The organism is Sphingomonas sp. GW822-FHT03G08, from assembly GCF_058801135.1.
In genome coordinates this window covers 979,276-999,385 of sequence record NZ_JBXAMZ010000002.1, presented here as the reverse complement: position 1 = coordinate 999,385, position 20,110 = coordinate 979,276, and the positions used below count along the sequence as shown (strand labels likewise).

15 protein-coding genes and 1 tRNA gene are annotated in these 20,110 nt (G+C 67.7%); 9 read left to right on the top strand and 7 right to left on the bottom strand.

Features of this window, described 5'->3' with window-relative positions; all coding sequences use genetic code 11:
• Positions 1 to 174: 174 nt before the first annotated feature.
• Positions 175 to 1,770, top strand: coding sequence for an alpha-N-arabinofuranosidase (locus AC1RJ5_RS21740; protein ID WP_269575904.1), 1,596 nt, complete (start codon positions 175 to 177; stop codon positions 1,768 to 1,770).
• A 13-nt stretch (positions 1,771 to 1,783) separates the two neighbouring features.
• Here the strand turns inward: AC1RJ5_RS21740 and araD1 are convergent, their stop codons facing one another.
• Positions 1,784 to 2,779, bottom strand: a complete 996-nt coding sequence (gene araD1 / locus AC1RJ5_RS21735) for an AraD1 family protein (protein WP_493115681.1) — start codon at positions 2,777 to 2,779, stop codon at positions 1,784 to 1,786.
• Positions 2,780 to 2,910: 131 nt separating this feature from the next.
• Here araD1 and AC1RJ5_RS21730 point away from each other — a divergent pair, with 131 nt between their 5' ends.
• Positions 2,911 to 3,672, top strand: coding sequence for a FadR/GntR family transcriptional regulator (locus AC1RJ5_RS21730; RefSeq protein ID WP_342250603.1), 762 nt, complete (start codon positions 2,911 to 2,913; stop codon positions 3,670 to 3,672).
• A gap of 13 nt (positions 3,673 to 3,685) precedes the next feature.
• Here AC1RJ5_RS21730 and AC1RJ5_RS21725 read toward each other — a convergent pair whose 3' ends face one another.
• A complete protein-coding gene (locus AC1RJ5_RS21725) occupies positions 3,686 to 4,975 on the bottom strand; it encodes a sugar MFS transporter (RefSeq protein ID WP_342250604.1) in 1,290 nt (429 codons plus the stop codon).
• Positions 4,976 to 5,108: 133 nt separating this feature from the next.
• Between AC1RJ5_RS21725 and AC1RJ5_RS21720 the strand changes: the two genes are divergently transcribed.
• From AC1RJ5_RS21720 to AC1RJ5_RS21710, 3 genes are all read left to right on the top strand, one after another.
• The gene (locus AC1RJ5_RS21720) at positions 5,109 to 5,390 is read left to right on the top strand and encodes a hypothetical protein (RefSeq protein WP_493115678.1); all 282 of its coding nucleotides are present in this window, start codon (positions 5,109 to 5,111) and stop codon (positions 5,388 to 5,390) included.
• A 21-nt stretch (positions 5,391 to 5,411) separates the two neighbouring features.
• Positions 5,412 to 7,208 carry an IlvD/Edd family dehydratase gene (locus tag AC1RJ5_RS21715; protein WP_493115676.1) on the top strand — a complete coding sequence of 599 codons (1,797 nt, stop codon included), beginning with the start codon at positions 5,412 to 5,414 and terminating at the stop codon, positions 7,206 to 7,208.
• A gap of 235 nt (positions 7,209 to 7,443) precedes the next feature.
• A tRNA-Trp gene (locus tag AC1RJ5_RS21710) sits at positions 7,444 to 7,520 on the top strand.
• A gap of 105 nt (positions 7,521 to 7,625) precedes the next feature.
• On the opposite strand, the gene AC1RJ5_RS21705 is transcribed toward AC1RJ5_RS21710, so the two are convergent.
• From AC1RJ5_RS21705 to AC1RJ5_RS21695, 3 genes are all read right to left on the bottom strand, one after another.
• The gene (locus AC1RJ5_RS21705) at positions 7,626 to 8,915 is read right to left on the bottom strand and encodes a hypothetical protein (RefSeq protein ID WP_493115674.1); all 1,290 of its coding nucleotides are present in this window, start codon (positions 8,913 to 8,915) and stop codon (positions 7,626 to 7,628) included.
• Positions 8,908 to 10,182, bottom strand: a complete 1,275-nt coding sequence (locus AC1RJ5_RS21700; protein WP_493115672.1) for an MFS transporter — start codon at positions 10,180 to 10,182, stop codon at positions 8,908 to 8,910. Before AC1RJ5_RS21700 ends, AC1RJ5_RS21705 begins: the two co-directional genes overlap by 8 nt.
• A 114-nt stretch (positions 10,183 to 10,296) precedes the next feature.
• A complete protein-coding gene (locus tag AC1RJ5_RS21695; RefSeq protein ID WP_269575911.1) occupies positions 10,297 to 12,690 on the bottom strand; it encodes a TonB-dependent receptor in 2,394 nt (797 codons plus the stop codon).
• A gap of 227 nt (positions 12,691 to 12,917) precedes the next feature.
• Between AC1RJ5_RS21695 and AC1RJ5_RS21690 the strand changes: the two genes are divergently transcribed.
• The 4 genes from AC1RJ5_RS21690 to AC1RJ5_RS21675 are packed head-to-tail and all read left to right on the top strand — an operon-like array spanning position 12,918 to position 17,992.
• The gene (locus AC1RJ5_RS21690; protein WP_269575912.1) at positions 12,918 to 13,673 is read left to right on the top strand and encodes a GntR family transcriptional regulator; all 756 of its coding nucleotides are present in this window, start codon (positions 12,918 to 12,920) and stop codon (positions 13,671 to 13,673) included.
• Between the two features lie 2 nt (positions 13,674 to 13,675).
• Positions 13,676 to 14,728, top strand: a complete 1,053-nt coding sequence (locus AC1RJ5_RS21685) for a serine hydrolase domain-containing protein (protein WP_493115669.1) — start codon at positions 13,676 to 13,678, stop codon at positions 14,726 to 14,728.
• Between the two features lie 37 nt (positions 14,729 to 14,765).
• Complete coding sequence (locus AC1RJ5_RS21680) at positions 14,766 to 16,409, top strand: carboxylesterase/lipase family protein (protein WP_269575914.1); 1,644 nt, start codon at positions 14,766 to 14,768, stop codon at positions 16,407 to 16,409.
• Positions 16,406 to 17,992 (top strand): long-chain-fatty-acid--CoA ligase, encoded by a 1,587-nt coding sequence (locus tag AC1RJ5_RS21675; RefSeq protein WP_493115667.1) that lies wholly within the window; start codon positions 16,406 to 16,408, stop codon positions 17,990 to 17,992. The genes AC1RJ5_RS21680 and AC1RJ5_RS21675 overlap by 4 nt, the downstream gene beginning before the upstream one ends.
• Positions 17,993 to 18,034: 42 nt before the next feature.
• Here AC1RJ5_RS21675 and bktB read toward each other — a convergent pair whose 3' ends face one another.
• Entirely contained in the window at positions 18,035 to 19,216 is a 1,182-nt protein-coding gene (gene bktB, locus AC1RJ5_RS21670) for a beta-ketothiolase BktB (protein WP_493115665.1), read from the bottom strand.
• Positions 19,213 to 20,100: an SDR family NAD(P)-dependent oxidoreductase gene (locus AC1RJ5_RS21665; RefSeq protein WP_493115663.1), complete on the bottom strand. Its 888-nt coding sequence runs from the start codon at positions 20,098 to 20,100 to the stop codon at positions 19,213 to 19,215. The genes bktB and AC1RJ5_RS21665 overlap by 4 nt, the downstream gene beginning before the upstream one ends.
• Positions 20,101 to 20,110: the final 10 nt, after the last annotated feature.

Below are 20,110 nucleotides of genomic sequence, written 5' to 3'. Positions count from 1 at the left end.
TTAGTCAGGCTATTATGGCCACGCGCCCGCCACGGCTCGTGGCCGGATCTTCCCAAATCCTCACCATAGCGCTGCCCGAACCGGCCGCTTGACCTGATATTTTGTCTGACTAAAACCTGATCGTCGCCGAGAAGGACCACCTTCCGGAAGAAGAGATCACGAGAGGGAGGCACGATGTTCGATCTTGTCCGTCCGGGCGCGCTCGCCCTGCTGCTTGCATCCGCGTCGCCGGCGCTGGCGCAGAAGGATGCATCGGCCCCGATCGAAGTGACGGTGGACAGCGCCAGGCCGGGCAGCAAGATCGACCGCAACATCTTCGGCCAGTTCGCAGAGCATCTCGGCACCGGCATCTATGGCGGCGTATGGGTGGGCAAGGACTCGCCGATCCCCAATGTGCGCGGCATCCGCAAGGACGTGGTCGCCGCGCTGCGCGCGATCCGGGTACCGAACGTGCGCTGGCCGGGCGGCTGCTTCGCCGACGAATATCACTGGCGCCACGGCATCGGCCCGGCGAAGGACCGGCGCGTCACGATCAACTCGAACTGGGGCGGCGCCACCGAGCCCAACAGCTTCGGCACCGACGAGTTCATGGACTTTGCCGACCAGATCGGCAGCGACGCCTATATCTCGGTCAACCTCGGCTCCGGCACGGTGGCGGAAGCCGCCGAATGGATCGAGTACATGACCGCCGATCCCGCGACCACGGCGGGCAAGGAGCGCGCCGCGAACGGGCATGCCGCGCCCTACAAGGTGAAGTATCTGGGCATCGGCAACGAAAGCTGGTCGTGCGGCGGCGCGATGAGCCCCGACCATTATGTCGATGTGATGAAGCCGTTCGCCCGCTTCGTGCGCAACTACAACCCCGCCCAGGCGGCGGACGGCCCCGGGGCGATGCAGCGCATCGCGGTGGGGCCGGGCGACGACAATCTCGCCTATACCGAAAGCGTGATGAAGGCGTGGAAGGCGCATGACTGGGCATGGAGCATCGAGGGGCTCTCGCTGCATCGCTACACCACCGGCGGCGGCTGGCCGACCACCCAGCCGAGCACCGGCTTCGACGAGGGCCGCTACGCGCTGATGCTCAAGGAAACGCTGGGCATGGAGGAGACGATCGCGAAGAACGCCGCGATCATGGACAAGTACGACCCCGCGAAGAAGGTGGCGATCGCGGTCGACGAATGGGGCGCCTGGCTCGCGCCCGATCCGGGCACCAATCCCGGCTTCCTGCGCCAGCAGAACTCGATGCGCGACGCGATCCTGGCCGCGCTCAACCTCAACATCTTCGCGCGGCACGCGGACCGCGTCCGCCTGACCAACATCGCGCAGATGGTGAACGTGCTCCAGTCGATGATCCTCACCGACAAGGAGAAGATGGTCCTTACCCCGACCTACCATCTCTACAGGATGTACCTGCCCTTCCAGGACGCGACCTTCGTGCCGGTGGCGTTCGACGCGGGCGTCTACAGCCAGGGTGACATCAAGCTGCCGCGGATCGACGCGGTCGCGGTACGCGACACGGCGGGCCGGCTATGGCTGGCGGTGACCAATCTCGATCCGGCCAGGCCGGCGCGGATCGCGGCGCGCTTCCCGGGCCTGCAGGTGCGCGCCGCCCGCGGCGAAGTGCTGACCGCACCGCGGGTGGACTCGGTCAACAGCTTCGACGCGCCGGAAGTGGTGGTGCCCAGGCCCTTTGCCGGCAAGGCGGACAAGGGCGGCGTGCTGCTCGACCTGCCGGGCAAGTCGGTGGTGGTGGTGCGGATCGAGGGCTGAGGCGCCGCCGCGCTCAGAGCGCCCGCACCGCGACATGGCCGGCATCGGCGCTGCGGGACAGCGGGTTGCGCAGCGGCAGGGTGAAGGGCGCCGCCTCGATCTCGAACACGTCGCCCGGCGCGGTGCGGATGCCGTCGCTGAACGAGAGGGTGGCGGTGCCGAAGAAATGGACGTGGACGTCGCCGGGGGTGCGGAACAGCGGGTATTTGAAGTGGTGATGCTCGAGATTGGCGAGCGTGTGCGACATGTTCGCCTCGCCCGAGAGGAAGGGCTTCTCCCAGAGCGTCGCGCCGTCGCGCAGGATCCGGCTGGTGCCGCGCACATCCCCGGGCACCGCGCCGACGAGCAGCTCCGGGCCAAGCGCGGCCTGGCGCAGCTTCGAATGGGCGAGCCAGAGATAATTGTGCCGTTCGGTCACATGGTCGCTGAACTCGTTGGCGAGGCAGATGCCGAGCCGCCAGGGAGTGCCGTCCGGGCCGATCAGGTAGATGCCGGCGAGCTCGGGCTCCTCGCCGCCGTCCTGCGCGAAGCCGGGCATGTCGAGCGCCTCGCCGGGCCCGGCGAGATGCGTTCCATTGCCCTTGTAGAACCATTCCGGCTGCTGGCCGACCGCGCCGGCGGCGGGCTTGCCGCCCTCGACGCCCTCGAGGAACATCCGCATGCTGTCGGTCTTGTGGGTGGCCGCGGCGGCATCGCGGTGCATCTTGTCGCGCCCCTCGGCCGAGCCGAGATGGGTGAGGCCGGTGCCGGTCAGGACGAGGTGCGCGGGATCGGGATGGTCGATCGGCGCCACCAGCCGCCCCGCCGCCAGCTCGGCGGCGAGATCGACCTGGCCGGAAATGCCGAGCGCATCGACCGCCTCCGCCAGCGACCGGCCGCTCTCGATCGCCCGCAGCGCCAGCGCGCGGACATCGGACACGCCGGCGACGAACCCGGCCCCGTCCTGCCGCGCCGCGATCACCCGCCGGGTGCCGCCCTGGTCCCGATGCTGCAACAGTCGCAATGCCATGTCCTCTCCCTTTCAACCGCTGCGGGCGGCAATAATTAGTCCGACATATTATTGGCGCGCACCAAAGGCAACTTGCATGCGCCGGAATGTGCGCGGATAAGACCGGCCAGTCACAAGGGAGCATGCGCCGGATGGCATCGAAGGAGGAGGAGGCCCAAGCGCCCGCGGCGGCTTCCGCGGTGCAATTGACGCCGTCTCCCAAGGGTTCCGGCCGCCGCCTGCGGGGTGCAGTCGCCCACTATCTCGGCACCGCGATCGTCTCCGGACGGATCGCCCCCGGCGAACGGCTGACCGGCGAAGTCGCCAACGCCGAGGCGCTCGACGTGTCGCGCAGCGCCTATCGCGAAGCGGTGCAGGTGCTCACGGCCAAGGGGCTGGTCGAAAGCCGCCCCAAGGCCGGGACGCGCGTCCTGCCGCGCAGCCGCTGGAACATGCTCGACCCCGCCGTGCTGGCCTGGGCCTTTTCGGGCGAGCCCGATCTCGACTTCGTCCGCGACCTGTTCGAGCTTCGCGCGATCGTGGAGCCCAATGCCGCGCGCCTGGCGGCCGAGCGCCGCGACAAGGCCGACATCAAGGCGATGAAGGACGCGCTGACCAAGATGCGCCGCTACACGCTGGCGACCGAAGCCGGCCGCGCCGCCGACCGCGACTTCCACGACGCGCTGCTCCAGGCGACGCACAACAGCACCCTGATCGCGCTGAGCGCGAGCATCGGCGCGGCGGTGAACTGGACGACCCAGTTCAAGCAGCGCGCCCGCGCCCTGCCCCGCGACCCGCTGCCCGACCATGCCCGCGTGTTCGACGCGATCGTCGCGGGCGATGCGGATGCGGCCAGCCAGGCGATGCGCACGCTGGTCGACCTGGCGCTCGAGGATACACGCTCGGCGATGTAAGCCCGTGCCCGGCTCAGGCCCTCGGCGTGGGGCGCGAGCCCCATAGCGCGTAGAAGAGCACATAGAGGCTGCACGCGGCGGTGACGAGAAAGCCCCAGTGCAGGCCATAGCCGTCGGCGATCTTGCCCTGGATCGAGGCCAGTGCGCCGCCCGCGATCGACATGATGAGGAGCCCGGAACCCTCCTCCGTCAGCGGCCCGAGCCCGCGGATCGCCAGCGCGAAGATCGCCGGGAACATGATCGAAATGCCCAGCCCGACCGTGATCAGGCCATACATCGCCACCGGCCCCGGCACGAACACGGCGACCAGCGAGCCGCCCATCGCGATCAGCGCGAACAGCGCCAGCACGCGCTCCGGCGCGATCTTGCGCATCAGCCCGGCGCCGAGGAAGCGGCCGACCATCATCCCGCCCCAGAACAGGGTGAGATAGGTGGCGGCATGCTCCTGGGTGAGGTTTGCGACGCTGGGCTGCGACACGAAGTTGATGAAATAGCTGCCGACGCCGATCTCGGCGAGCACGCAGAGCGCGATGCCGACACAACCGAGAATGAGGTTGCGGTGGCGGAAGAGCGACAGGCTGCGGCGCTCCTCGGCCGAGACACGCCGGGTGGCGGCGCCGAGCGCCGGGAGCTTTGCCCGCGCGATCAGGAAGGCGAGGATCGCGAGCACGATCGCCACGATCAGATAGGGCAATTCCGTCGCCTGCGCGTCGGCCATGCGCTGGGCGTGGGTGAGCTCGGTGCCCTGCGCGGTGGTGCCGCCGGTGGTGCGCGCGAGGATCAAATACTTGCCGAACAGGATCGCCAGAACGTCACCGGTGGTGTTGAACGCCTGCACCAAGGTGAGGCGGGATTCAGCACTCTCGGGCGGGCCGATCACCGCGACATAGGGGTTCGCCGCGACCTGCAGCAGCGCGATCCCGCACGACACGATGAACAGCGAGGCAATGGTGATCCAGTAGGAGACCTGCCAGGCGGCGAGGATCATGCCCAGCGAGCCGATCGTCATCACCGCGAGACCCGTGGTGAGCGCGCGCTGATAGCCGATCCGCTCGATCAGCCTGGCCGCGGGGATCGAGGCCAGGAGATAGCCGATGAACCATACCGATTCGATCAGGCCGGTCTCGAAATAGCTGAGCGCGAACACACTGCGCAGGTGCGGCAGCAGCGTGCCGTTGATGACACTGATGAAGCCCCACATGAAGAAGAGCGAGGCGAGCAGCGTAAGCGCCGGACCGTAGCGCGGCGCACCCGCCACGTCGTTATGCGCAACGGTCGCGGTTGATCCCGGCGGCAATGCCATGGCTCTCATTCCTCTCATGCCGCCCTGTCCGGCGCGGGTTGCTCTTTGCTTTCTAGTCGGAGTATTGATTAGCCAATCGGGCGTCAACAACCGATGGCGCCGCATATCGCGAATATGCCCGACGGAGAGAGCAATGAAGCCGATCATCGCGCTCGCACTGGCGCTTCCCCTGGCCATGCCGGGCGTGGCGCATGCCGCCACCGCGGAGCGCAAGGCCTTGGGCACCCTGTCGGACGGGCGCGCGGTCGAGGCAATAACTCTGTCTAACGCCCATGGCATCGCGCTCGCGCCGCAGCTGTTTCCCGACACGCCGAACCCGCCGGCATTCGGCTCCGCCCGGCTCGATCCCGGCCAGACCTATCACAACCCGATCCTCTATCGTTTCTCGACCCCCGCGCCTTCGGGCCGGGATTGAGCACGCACACAAGGCTTACCGATGACCGATTCCGCGTTCCCCAAGCTGCGCAGCCGCGCCTGGTTCGACAATTCCGAGAATATCGACATGACCGCTCTCTACCTCGAGCGCTATCTCAACTTCGGACTGAGCCTGAAGGAACTGCGCTCGGGCAAGCCGGTGATCGGCATCGCCCAGACCGGATCGGACCTGAGCCCGTGCAACCGCCACCACCTGGTGCTGGCGGAGCGCATCCGCGAAGGCATCCGCGAGGCGGGCGGCATCGCGCTCGAATTCCCGGTGCACCCGATCCAGGAGACCGGCAAGCGACCGACCGCGGGGCTGGACCGCAATCTTGCCTATCTGGGCCTGGTCGAGCTGCTCTATGGCTATCCGATCGACGGCGTGGTGCTCACCACCGGATGCGACAAGACCACGCCTGCCTGCCTGATGGCGGCGGCGACGGTGAACATCCCGGCGATCGCGCTATCGGTCGGGCCGATGCTGAATGGCTGGCATCGCGGCGAGCGCACCGGATCGGGCACGATCGTGTGGAAGGCGCGCGAGATGCTGGCCGCCGGCGAGATCGACGATGAAGGCTTCATCAAGCTGGTGAGCTCGTCGGCGCCCTCGACCGGCTATTGCAACACGATGGGCACGGCGACGACGATGAACAGCCTGGCCGAGGCGCTGGGCATGATGCTGCCGGGCAGCGCCGCCATCCCCGCCCCCTATCGCGACCGGCAGGAAGCCGCCTACCACACCGGCAAGCGCATCGTGGAGATGGTCGCCGAGGACCTGAAGCCCTCCGACATCCTGACCCGCGAGGCGTTCCTCAACGCGATCGTGGTCAATTCGGCGATCGGCGGATCGACCAACGCGCCGATCCATCTCAACGCGATCGCCCGCCATATCGGCGTCTCGCTCGATATCGCCGACTGGCAGGAACATGGCCATGACGTGCCGCTGCTGGTGAACCTGCAGCCGGCCGGCGAATATCTGGGCGAGGACTATTATCGCGCGGGCGGCGTTCCCGCCGTGGTGGCGCAGCTCATCAGCCGCGGCCTGATCACGGAGAGCGCGCTTACCGTCAACGGCAAGACAATCGGCGAGAATTGCCGCGCCGCCGAGATCGAGGACGAGGCGGTGATCCGGCCGTTCGACCGTCCGCTTTCCGAAGCCTCGGGCTTCCTCGTGCTGCGCGGCAACCTGTTCGACGCCGCGATCATGAAGACCAGCGTGATCGGCGAGGAATTCCGCGGGCGCTATCTCTCGAATCCGCAGGACCCCAATGCGTTCGAGGGGCCGGTCGTCGTGTTCGACGGGCCGGAAGACTATCATGCCCGGATCGACGATCCGGCGCTGGGCATCACCGAACACAGCCTGCTGGTGATGCGCGGGGCCGGGCCGATCGGCTATCCGGGCGCGGCCGAGGTGGTGAACATGCGCCCGCCGGCCTATCTGATCCGCGCCGGCATCCATGCCCTGCCCTGCATCGGCGACGGCCGCCAGTCGGGCACGTCCGCCTCGCCCTCGATCCTCAATGCCGCGCCCGAAGCGGCGGCGATGGGTGGCCTCGCGCTGCTGCGGACCGGGGACCGGGTGCGCATCGACCTGGGCCGCTGCACCGCCGAGATGCTGGTCCCGCCGGAGGAACTGGCGGAGCGCCGCGCCGCGCTCGAGGCGGAGGGCGGCTATCCCTATCCCGCGGCGCAGACGCCCTGGCAGCAGATCCAGCGCACGCTGGTGGGCCAGCTGGATACCGGCGCGATCCTGGAAGGGTCGGAGCAGTTCCAGCGCATCGCCCAGACCATGGGGCTGCCGCGCGACAATCACTAGCCCCCTGCCCTGCAGCAAGGATGCGGCGACGGCCGGCGGATGCGCGCCGCCGTCGTCGCGCTTCCCATGGCTGCTCCGCGGTGCGCGATCCCGCGAAAGCCGGGCCTTCGGCACCGGGATCGCGCACCGGACGCTTCGGGAATTCCGGTTTTCCCCAAACTTTCCCGCCGCTTGCAACAAATCCAAGCTAGCCCTTGCTCCCTTCCCTTTCGCGCGCTAGATGCGCGGTCCGCACAGGGGCGTAGCTCAGCTGGTTAGAGCGTCGGTCTCCAAAACCGAAGGCCCTCGGTTCGAATCCGAGCGCCCCTGCCATTCTTCATCCCAGGCTTTGTTTCAGGTGCCGATCCGATCGGCGTCGTGAGCGCACGCGTTCGCGCGCCTGGCAAGGACGACGGCATGCCTCTTGCCGCGGCTCCTCTAGCCTCCGCTGCGCGCTGCGGCCCGTTCCAGAAGACGCTGGAACGCCTGCGCGGTCGTGGCGACATTCGCGGGCGAGATGCAGCGGCGATCGTCGCCGGCGACATGGTGGTAGCGATGGAGGCCGAACACGGCCGCGACATTGCGATACCCCGCGGCGAGGATCTCGATCTGCTCGCCCGCCGAGATCGTCTCGCTCGAATAGGGCGCTTCCAGACCGACATGCCCTGCGAATATCTCGCGCGCGAGCGGCAACAGCCCCGGGGTGACCGAGAGATAGCGCTGGGTGTCGATGCCCGGCAGCACCTGGCCGGTCAGGTCGTGCCAGTCCTGCGAGGCGACATTGGCGCCGAGATGCAGCCAGAAATGCGTGTCCTCGGGCCTGGGCGCAGTCGCCTTGAGCGCTTCGGCGGCGCCGAGATTCTCATATTCATGACCGCTGTTGCAGATGAAGGCGAGGTTGTGGTTGGCCACCGCCTTGCTCGCCCAGCGCGCCAGCCACAGCCACGCGGCGACGCCCCCGCCCCGCTCGCCGGCACAGCCATACCAGCCCGAACGCGGCGTGGAGACGACGATCCAGCGCTTCCTGCCCCGATCCAGCCTGCCGATGAAATTGCCGGCCTGGCGGCGCCCGCACCTGCCGGTGACGATCAGGGTCGCCCTGTCCCCCCGGATCGCCGCGGCGAGAAACGGCCCTGCGTCGGCGGGCGCGAGCAGCGCCACCGGTCCGGCGAACATCGGCTTGCGACCATCGGCATTGAGCGCGATCACCTTGCCGGTCGGCCCATTGGTGATCACCACCACCGCCACGGCTCCAGCCGCGAATGCAGCCTCGATGGGCACGCGGATCGGCTTGGCGACGGCGGTGGAATAGCGGGCGAAGGGCAGGTCGAGCAGTGCGATCGCACCGGCAAGCGAACCCGCCGGCCGCCCTGCCCCGTCGATCCGCACCAGCGGACCGCTCGCCCCCTCCGGCCCGGTCGGCACCACGATCGGCTGCGGCCAGACGCCCGCCCTGGCATCTCCGCACAGCAATTCGCTGCGCACGGGCTCGAACCAGGGCACCGATACCGGCTGCTGCTCGACCGCGAACCCGAGCTGCGCGATCTCGCCGCTCAGCCAGGCGCCGCAGGCGTTGTCGCCCGGGCCGCCGGCCTGCTTGCTCCCGAAACCGATATATTTGTCGAGGTCGGCCGCTACCCGGGCACTCGGGTCCTGGCTTCCCCTGGCGAGTGCGGCACCGGCCGGCAATGCGGCACCGGCGGCCAGGAATCCTCGACGACTAGGCATGGCGTTTCCTTCCCAGCATCAGCACGCAGACCAGCGAGATCGCGCAGGTCGCGGCCAGATAGATCGAGATCGGCATGCTCGTCCCGTAATGGGCGAGCAAGGCCGTGGCGATGATCGGAGCGAAGCCGCCGCCGGCCACCGTGCCGATCTGGTAGCCGAGCGAGGCGCCCGAATAGCGCACCTCCTTCGGGAAGAGCTCGGCGAACAGGGCGGCCTGGGGACCGTACATCATGCTGACGAAGATCAGCGCGACCGTGATCGCCGCCACGATGCCGAGCGGCGAGCCGCTCTCGATCAGCGGGAAGACGGCAAAGGCCCAGATGCCCGAGAGCAGCGCGCCGCACACGAAGATGCCCTTGCGCCCGAAGCGATCGGACAGCGCGCCGCAGGCGATCAGCGCGGGCATCATCACCAGGCTGCCGACCATCACCGCGAGCAGCATCGTCTCGCGGGAGACGCCGACAGTCGCGGTGCCATATGCCACCGCATAGGTGATCGCGATGTAGAAGCAGACATTGTTGGCGATGAACGCGCCGCCGGCGATCAGCACGGTGAGGCCGTGCTCGCGCAGCACCGTCCAGAGCGGCGATACCGGAGAATCTTCCCGCGACACCACCTCCTCCGGCTCGGCGACGGTGCGGTGCATGGCGATGCCGACGAAGATCAGCGAGATGCTGAGCAGGAAACCGATCCGCCAGCCCCAGGACGCGAAGCTGGCAGGGTCGATCAGCGTGCTGGCGATCAGGAACACGGTGTTGGCGAGGACCACCCCCAGCGGCACGCCGACCTGGACGAAGCTGGAGTAGAAGCCCTGCCGGTGCGCCGGCGCATTCTCGATCGCCATCAGCGCCGCCCCGCCCCACTGGCCGCCGACCGCGAGCCCCTGGACGAAGCGCAGCGCGACCAGCAGCAGCGGCGCGGCCACGCCCCAGCTCGCATAGCTGGGGAGCAGGCCGATCAGCGTGGTCGCCAGGCCCATGATGAACATCGCGGCGACCAGCGCGCGCTTGCGGCCGTAGAGATCGCCGAAATGGCCGAAGACCATGCCGCCGAGCGGCCGGGCGAGGAAACCCACCGCGAAGGTCGAGAAGGCCGCGATCTGGGCGATGAAGGGCGGCAGATCCGCCGGGAAGAACAGCTTGGGAAAGACCAGCGCGGCCGCGGTGCCGTAGATGAAGAAATCATACCATTCGATCGCGGCGCCGGCGGACGCCATCGCGGCGATGCGCAGGCTGGGCTTCGCGGCGGTATCTTGCTGTGTTGCCAAATCGGCTCTCCCGGCTGGCGCTTGAAACAGAGGGCCGCCGGCTTCGCGAAAGAGGAAGCGAAGCCGGCGGCAGGAAGAAGGCGGAGATGGAAAAAGGAGCCGCCCCCCGGATCCTTACCAGCGGGTGGACATGCTCACGCCGATGGTGCGCGGCTTGTTGTAGCGCACCGAGAGCGGATAGCCCGCCGACATGAACTTGAGCACCTGGATCTGGCGATCGGTGATGTTGCGGACGAACGCCGCGAACTGGACCTTGTTGAAGTTGAAGCCCGCGCGGGCGCCGAACAGGTCGAAATCGGTCATGTAGATGGCAGGCGTGGTCGCTGTCACCGTATCCTGGATGCCGCCGCGCTGGCCCTGATAGTTGAAATTGACGAACACGTTCGACTTGTCGCTGATCGGGTGGCGATAGTCGACGCTCGCCGACATCGTCCAATCGGGGATCTGCGCCACCGAGCTGTCCAGCGTCGGCAGGCCGGTGACCCCGGCCGGAACCTTGACGAAGGTGGCGTGCTGGGTCGCGGCGTTCAGCCCGAGCGAGAACATGCCGCCGGCCAGGCGCCAGCGCCCGTCGAGCGCCGCTTCCAGGCCCCTGGCCTCGATCGTGCCGCCATTGACGTTGAACTGCTGGCCACCCTGGAGGCAGGCATTGGTCAGCGTGCAGCCATCGTTGATGCTGGTGATCGCATCCTTGGTCCGCTGCAGATAGGCGGCGACGCGGACGAACACGCCGCGCGTGATCGTCGACTTGACCCCGGCTTCGTAGCCGATCGTCGTCTCGTTGCCATAGGTATACTGGAAGGGATTGGGCGCCGCGGCATTATAGGTGCCGTTGTTGACGCCGCCCGCGCGATAGCCCGAACCGACCTTGGCATAGATCAGGGTGCTGGTCGGCCCCGGAATCTTGTAGCTCGCCGTCGCCGTGAAGGCCGGCTGCTCCGCCTTGTAGACGAAGGTGGTCGGCAGGCGCGTATAGTTGGTGGTGTAGAGCGCGTAGATATATTGCGTCGCGGTCTTGTAGTCGTGCGAGATGCGCGCTTCGCCGTTCAGCGAGAAATTGCCGAACTGATAGCCAAGCGAGGCATAGGCCGCGAACGAGTAGATGCGCTGCTGCGTGTTGCTGTCGGTGCCGAACACCAGCGGATAATTGGCCGGGCAATTGGCCGAGTTCGGCAGCGGCTTCAGGCAGACTTTCGCGGTCGGCGTGCCGGTGCAGATACCCTGGGTGACGGTATTGAACGCGCAGGGCGAGCTGTTGATCGCCAGGCGGTAATCATCGTTCTGGTACAAGCCCTCGGCGCCAACGATCCAGGTCAGCTTGCCGCCCGCACCGGAGCCGGTGAGGTGGAGATCCTGATAGAGCGTGCGATCGACGACATTGGTGTGGACCTGGGTAAAGGGATAGATGCCCAGCTGGCCCTGCTGGCGCATTGCAACCAGCGTCGCATAGTCGATCGCGGCGCCATAATATTGGCTCGAGCGCCACCGCGTCGCCATCGTCGTCGATTCGAGCTTGGCCCAGCCGAAATCATAGCTGGCGTTGAGCATCACCCGGCCGACCTTCTGCATCAGCCCGTCCTTGCCGTCGTGCGGCAGAGTGTAGCGCGACTGATAATAGCCGAGCGGCACCGCGGTGTTGGTGCCGGGCGCGATGACCAGGCTGTTGACGAAGCTCGGCAGCTTCAGGTCCTGCCCGTCGACCATCAGGTTCACGTCGAGATTGCCCGAGCGATAGCGCAGCTGGGCGCGGCCGTTCCAGCCGCGGGTGCTGTCATAATATTTCTTGTGGTTGGGATCGTAGTAGAAGCCCCCGGTCTGGCCGTAGATCTCCCCGCCGACGCGGACCGCGACCGTGTCGCTCAGCGCTTCGTTCATCACCGCGGCGACGCGCTTCTGGTCGAGCCCGAAGGTGTACATGCCACGCGCCCAGCCCGAGCTTTCGAACTTGGGCTTGGCCAGGACGATATTGACCACGCCGAATTCGGAATTGCGGCCATAGAGCGCGCCTTGCGGGCCCTGCAGCGATTCCACCCGTTCGATGTCGAAATAGTCGAGCGCCTTGAAATTGCGGCCGCCCAGCGTCGAGCTGCCGACATAGGCGCCGTTGACGAACAGGCCGACGCCCGAATCCGCGCCGGTGGCGCGCGCAGTGCCCGAACCGCGGATCGAGACTTCGGCAAGGTTCTCGCTGGCGACATCGTTGAAGCGGACACCCGGCGTGGTGCTGAGCAGATCGCCGCTGCCCGCGATCGGGCCCTTGGCATCAAGCTGGTCGCCGGTCACCGCGTTGATCGTGCCCGGCACGTCGCGGATGCTTTCCTCGCGGCGGCGCGCCGTGACGATGATGTCGTCATTGCGCTTCTCTTCGCTCGCGGCAGGCGCGTCCTGCGGCGCGGAAGCTTCCTGGCTGGCGTCAGTGGTGGTGGCGGTGGCGGTCGTGGTCTGCGCCAGGGCCGGCGTGGCCACGACGAGCGCAAGGGTTGCCGTGGTGGCAAGGAAATCTCGCATGCATCCTCCCATGGCGCGCATTTTTGCTGCGCCTAGCTTTTCATCCGTCGATCGTGAGACCGAGTCAACAGGATTGTACGACAATCTTTGATTTATGGTTCGACAAATCTCTTGCTACAGTCCGGCAGCCGCAATAGAAATGACCGTGCGGGATTGGTAAGCACTGCGATGGCGCAACCAACCCGCGAGAGGGCAAGTCTTTGACCGACAATCACGAATCAGCAGCATTGCCGGAGTCGACGGACGCAGCGGAAGCGCGTTCCATTTCGACCGCCGACGATCTGGCACAAGCGCTGCGGCTTCGGATCCAGCGGAGCGAGCTTGCCCCGGGCGAATGGCTGCGCGAAGCGCCGCTGTGCAGCGAGTTCGGCGTCGGCCGCTCGATCGTTCGCCGTGCGCTACGCACCCTTGCCGACGACGGGCTGCTCGAGATCGAGGAGAATCGCGGAGCCCGTGTTTCCGCCACCACGGTGGAGGAAGTGTTTGATCTCTATGAGATCCGCGCCGCGCTCTACGGCCTTGCCGCGCGCTTCGCCTGCCTGCGTGCCTCCGATACCGCGATCCGACACATGCTGGTCAATATCGACCGGTTGCTGAGCGACGCCGCCGCCGGGACGCCGGGCGAGCAGATCATCGAGATCTCGGAAGCAATCTTCAGCGAGATGGCGGAATCGGCGAGCGCCGATGCGCAGAAGATGATCGACATGGTACGGCGCAAGACGCGCTTCCACTTTTCCTATGTCGCGCTGGCGATCAACGCCAATGGCCCCGGCCCGTATGAGTATTGGCGCCAGGTGCGCGCCGCGCTGATCGCGCGCGACGCCGACAAGGCGAGCCAGGCAGCCCGCGACATCCTCTATTTCATGCAGGGCGAAGTCGCCCGGATCATGCTCGCGCGCGGGCCCCGGGTCCGCGAGGTCACGCCGCTGACCGCCCCTGCTCCCCCGATAAAGAAGAAGCGCGCAGCCGCGAACAGGAGATGACGATGAAGGCACGATCGCACGCCAAGCTGATGTTGCTCGCGGCGGCCATGGCCGGTGTGACGATCGCGCCCGCCGCCGCCCCCGCCCGCCCCGGCCCTATCGTTCCGGCAAGTGCGGGCAACGCGGCGATGACCAGCCTGCTCGACTATCTCCGCAATCAGAACACCACCGGCTTCCTGGTAATCCAGGATGGCAAGGTGCTGGTGGAGAAGAACTTCCCGGCGCCCGAAGGCGATCGCCAGTTCCCGCTCTTCGTCTATGGCAAGGCCGGCGACGGCGCGCTGCTCGAGGATGTCGCCTCGCAGCAGAAGAGCTTCGTCTCGGTGCTGATCGCGGTGGCGATCGACAAGGGGTTGATCGACGTCGAGAAGCCCGTCTCCGACTATATCGGTGCCGGCTGGTCCAGGGCGACGCCCGAGCAGGAAGCGAAGATCCGCGTGATCGACGTGCTGCACATGGCCTCGGGCCTGGACGAGAAGTTCGGCTACGAGGCTCCGGCCGGCACGAAGTTCTTCTACAACACCCCGGTCTACGCGGTCTCCAAGCGCATCGTCGCGGCGGCGGCCCGGCAACCGCTTGAGACGATCACGCGGGACTGGCTGACAGGGCCCGCCGGCATGGCAAACACCGCCTGGCGCAAGCGCCCCGCGGCGCTGGCCAGCATCGGCAACGATACCGGCCTGGTCACCACCCCGCGCGATACCGCATTGTTCGGGCTGATGATCCTGCACAACGGCGTGTCGAACGACGGCAAGCGTGTCGTCTCCGAGGCGAGCCTGAAACGGATGTTCGAGCGCTCACCGACCAACCCCGCCTATGGTCGTCTCTGGTGGCTGAACGGCGGCGACTACATGATGGGCGCGATGGGCAACCGGAAGGACGGCCCGCTGATCGCCGCCGCCCCTGCCGACACGGTCGCCGCCCTCGGCGCCTTCAACCGCCGCTTGTTCGTCGTGCCCAGCAGGAAGCTCGTGGTGGTGCGCACCGGCGCCGCCGCGGGCGACAAGGATTTCGACCAGCAGCTCTGGCTGCGGCTGAACAAGGTGATCGGCTGAACGCCGACCCTGCACACACGCATTTCAGGAGAGTGAGATGGGGATAGCGCACCGCTTTGCGGCGCTCGGCCTGGCGCTTGTCGGCGCCGGTCAGGCTGACGCCCAGTCGATCGTCAAGGCACCCGCGGGCAGCGTCCGCGGCATCGAGGTCGACGGGCAGAAGGTCTTCAAGGGCATACCCTATGCGCTGGCGCCGGTGGGCGAGCGGCGCTGGAAGCCGCCGGTGGCAGTGCCCGCCTGGACCGGGGTGCGCAACGCCACGGCGTTCGGCGCGGCCTGTCAGCAGCCGCCCGCGCCGCCCAGCAGCATCTATGCCGAGGTCTATCCGGCGATGAGCGAGGATTGCCTCTCGCTCAACATCTGGGCACCGGCACGCGCGAAGAAGGCGCCGGTATTCGTGTGGATCCATGGCGGCAACCTGGTGCGCGGTTCGTCGCAACAGGCGATGTTCGATGGCGCCCGGCTGGCGAAACGCGGGGTGATCGTCGTCTCGATCAACTACCGGCTCGGCATCTTCGGCTATTTCGCGCACCCGGGGCTGAGCGCGGAATCGCCCGACGGCAGCTCGGGCAATTACGGCGTGATGGACCAGATCGCCGCGCTGAAATGGGTGAGGGCCAATATCGGCGCGTTCGGCGGCGATCCCGGCAATGTCACCATCGCCGGGGAATCGGCGGGCGGCCTCGCCATCCTGCACCTGCTGGTATCGCCCCAGGCGCAAGGGCTGTTCGGCAAGGCGATCGTCCAGAGCGCGTCGCTGATGAACATCCCCGAGCTGAAGACGATGGCGCACGGCGTTCCCTCCGCCGAGACGCTTGGCGAGCATTATGCCGGCGCGATCGGCGCAAGGACGGTGGCGGAGCTGCGGGCGATCCCCGCCCCCGATCTCGCCGCCCGCGCCGTGAAGGCCGGCTTCGCCTCGACAGCGATCGTCGACGGCACGGTCATCACCCGGCAGCTCCTCGACAGCTTCGAGCGCGGCGAACAGGCGAAGGTGCCGCTGATGACCGGCTTCACCGCCGGCGAGATCAGCACGATGAAATCGATCCTGCCGGGCCTGCCCGAGGCATCGACCTTCACGCCCGCGACCTACGAAGCGAAGATCCGCGCCGGCTATGGCCCACTCGCCGACGCGTTCCTCCGCCTCTACCCCTCGGACGCGATCGGCGCGAACATGCTCGCCGCCGCGCGCGACGGCTTCTTCGCCTGGAACTCGCAGAAGCTGGTCCGCGAGCAGGCGCGGGCCGGCCAGCCGGCCTATCTCTACTATTTCGACCACCACATGCCGTCCTCGGACGCTGCCGGCATCCACGCCTTCCACGCCAGCGAAGTGCCTTTCATGTTCGGCACGATCGACCGGGTGACTGCGCTCTGGCCCAAGATCCCCGATATGCCGGCCGAGCGCGCGCTTTCCGACGCGATGGTCGATTACTGGGCGAGCTTCGCCCGTACCGGCGCTCCCACCGCTTCGGGCCATCCTGCCTGGCCATCCCACAATGCACGAGCCGCCTATATGCACTTCACCGACAAGCCGGAGGTCGCCGCCGACCTAAAGCCGGCCGAATATGCGCTGCACGATCAGGTCTTCTGCCGCCGCCGGGCCGCGGGGACCCAGCCCTGGAACTGGAATGTCGGGGTGATCGCCCCGCCGCTTGCCCCGGCCGCGGAGGCCTGCAAGTGATCGACGGCAGCATGCAGGACTTCCCGCTGACCCTCGACCGGATCGTCGAGCACGCAGCGAAATGGCACCCCGATGTGCAGGTCGCCACCGCCGGCGAGGGCGGTGCGATCGCCCATGCCAGCTATGCCGAACTCGACCGGCGCGCCCGCAAGGTCTCGTCGTTGCTCGCCGGCCTCGGCGTGCGAAAGGGGGACCGCGTCGCCACGTTGGCCTGGAACAGCCAGTCGCATGTCGAGAGCTGGTTCGCGATCATGGGCATGGGCGCGGTGTGCCACACGCTCAACCCGCGCCTCACCGCCCCGCAGCTCGCCTGGATGCTCGGCCAGTCGGGCGCGCGCATCCTGATCGTCAGCGCCGACCTGATGCCCCTGGCGCTCAGGATCCTCGACGAAGCGCCCGGTGTCGGGCAGGTCTTCGTGATCGATGGCGAGTTCACGCCCCAGATCCATGGCAGCGCGGCGATCGCCCAGCTCGAGCCGCTGCTCGACACCGCCGGCGAGGGCTTTGCCTGGGGCGATTTCGAGGAGAAGGCGCCGAGCGGCCTCTGCTTCACCTCCGGCTCGACCGGCGCCCCCAAGGGCGTGACCTACACCCACCGCTCCAGCTTCATGCACACGCTGCGCCTGCTCCAGGCCGATGTCTCTGGCATCACCAGCCAGGACGTGGTGATGCCGGTGGTGCCGATGTTCCACGCCAATGCCTGGGGCCTGCCCTTTGCGGTGCCGGCAGCGGGCGCCAGGCTGGTGCTGCCCGGCCGTCATCTCGACGGCGCCAGCCTCGCCCGGCTGATCGCCGCCGAGGAAGTCACCATCGCGGTGGGCGTGCCCACCGTCTGGCTCGGCCTGTGCGATCATCTCGACGCGACCGGCACCAGCCTGCCCTCGCTCAAGCGCATCCTTGTCGGCGGCGCGCCGATGCCGCCCGCGCTGATGGAGCGGATCGAGGGTCAGCTCGGCATCCCCGTTCAGACCAGCTGGGGCATGACCGAGCTGTCACCGGTCGGCACGTTCGGCGTGCTCAGCGCCCCCACGCGAGATGCGCTGATCTCTGGTCGCCCGGCGCTGGGCATGGACCTGCTGCTGATGGACGAGGCCGGCAGCCCGCTCCCCGAACAGCGCGATGTCGAGGGACGCCTGCACGTGCGCGGTGCCGCAGTGATCGAACGCTATTTCGGCCAGGACAGGCCGGCCACCACCGCCGAGGGCTGGTTCGATACCGGCGACCTGGCGAAGATCGATCGCGCCGGCAACCTGATCATCACCGGCCGCGCCAAGGACCTGATCAAGTCGGGCGGCGAATGGATCAACCCGGCCGAGATCGAAGCCGTGGTCTGCGCCCTGCCCCAGGTCAGCCTGGCGGCGGTGATCGGCCGCAGCGACGTCAAATGGGGCGAGCGGCCGCTGCTGCTCGTCGAACTGCGCGAGGACCAGGAGATCAGCGACCAGGACCTGCTCGGCGCCCTGCGCGGCCAAGTCGCTTCCTGGTGGATTCCCGACGCAGTGGTGCGGGTACCGAGCATGCCGCGCGGCTCGACCGGGAAGATCGACAAGCTGCAGCTGCGGGCTGCGTATAGCGGCTGCTAGAACCGATACGTCATCCCGGCTTTCGCCGGGATGACGGCTACCTCAGACCCGCTCCACCACCAGCGCGATGCCCTGACCGCCGCCGATGCACATCGTCGCGAGGCCATAGCGCCCGCCCACACGCGCCAGTTCATGGACCAGCTTGGTCACGATGATCGCACCCGTTGCTCCCACGGGATGGCCGAGCGAAATGCCGCTGCCATTGGGGTTCACCTTGGCGGGGTCGAAACCGAGCGCATCGGAAACCGCACAGGCCTGTGCCGCGAACGCCTCGTTCGATTCGATCACGTCCATGTCCGCGACCGACAGCCCTGCCCGGGCCAGCGCCGCCCGGGTCGCCGGCACCGGGCCCATGCCCATGTAATCCGGATCGACCCCGGCATGGCCATAGGCGACGATCCGCGCCATCGGCGTCAGTCCGTGCTCGGCCACGGCCTTCTCGCTCGCCAGCACGACGGCAGCGGCACCGTCGTTGATCCCCGAGGCGTTGCCGGCGGTCACGCTGCCGTCCGCCTTGAAGATCGTGCGCAGCTTCGCGAGATCGGCCGCATTGGCGTCCGCCCGGACATGCTCGTCGACATCAAAGACCCTGGTTGCGCGCCCCGCCTTCACCTCGATCGGCACGATCTGTCCGTCGAACCGCCCTTCCGCGATCGCTCGTACTGCACGGGCATGGCTCTCCGCAGCATAGGCGTCCTGGCGGGCCCGATCGATGCCGTGGCGCTCGGCGACATTCTCGGCGGTCACGCCCATCAGGCCGCCGCCGAACGGATCGGTCAGCGCGCCGTTGAGGCCATCGACCAGAGTAGCATCGCCCATCTTCTGCCCCCAGCGGGTGGCCGGTGCATAATAAGGCGCGCGGCTCATCACCTCGGCACCGCCGGCCACCGCGATCTCGGCATCCCCGAGCATCAGCATCTGCGCCGCCGACACGATCGCCTGCACGCCCGAACCGCATAGCCGGTTGACGGTAAGCGCCGGCACTTCCTTGGGGATACCCGCCTCGATACCGGCCACGCGGGCCAGATAGGCGTCACGCGGCGCGGTCGGGATCACCTGGCCGAACACGACATGGCCCACCGCCTCCGGTGCCACGCCCGCGGCATCGAGCGCCGCCCGCGTGACCGTGGCAGCGAGATTGCCAGGCGTCTCGGCCCCGAGCGCCCCGCCAAAGGTGCCGATCGCGGTGCGCCGCGCAGCGACGATGAAGACCTCGGCAGTCATGCGCGCTCCATGCTGGCGGCGCGCGCCGACATCTCATACTGATATTGTTCCTCGCCGCGGGCCGGGATCACTTCCCCTGCCCGGTCGCCGACGGCTTCCAGCCGATCGAGCAGCGTGTCGGCCACCCCCGCGCCATCGCCGAGGAACAGCCCCCGCGTCATGCTGACATGCGCCTGCTCGAAGCTGCCGGCGCCGGCCAGCAGGATCGCGCGGTTGGGGGCGTCCTCGGCCGCCAGCGCCACTACCGCCGGGCTCACCAGCGATGCGTCGAGCCCCGCCAGCATCTCTTCCGAATAGAGCCCGTTGGTCATCCCCGTCGCCGCGCTCGGCGCCAGGCTGTTGACCCGGATACCGTAACGCTCGCCCTCGATTGCCAGGGTCTGCATCAGCCCGACCAGTGCCATCTTGGCAGCGCCGTAATTCGCCTGGCCGAAATTGCCGTAGAGGCCCGAGGACGAGGTGGTGAAGATGATCCGCCCGTAATTCTGGGCGCGCATCGTGTCCCACACCGCCTTGGTGCAGTGGACCGAGCCCATCAGGTGGACGTCGAGCACCAGCCGGAAATCGTCCAGATCCATCTTGGCGAAGCTCTTGTCGCGCAGGATGCCCGCATTGTTGACGAGGATATCGATCCGGCCCCAGCGCGCCAGCGTATCCTCGCACATAGCCTGGACGCCGGCGAAATCGGTGACGCTCACCGCCACCGCCATCGCCTCGCCGCCCTCGGCCTCGATCCGCGCGCAGACGGCGCGGGCCGCATCGCCGTTCATGTCGGCAACGACCACCTTCGCGCCGCGCTTCGCCAATGCGATCGCATGCGCCGCGCCCAGCCCGCCGCCGGCACCGGTGACGATCGCCACGCGGGTCGAGAGATCGATCCCCATCCTATTTTCC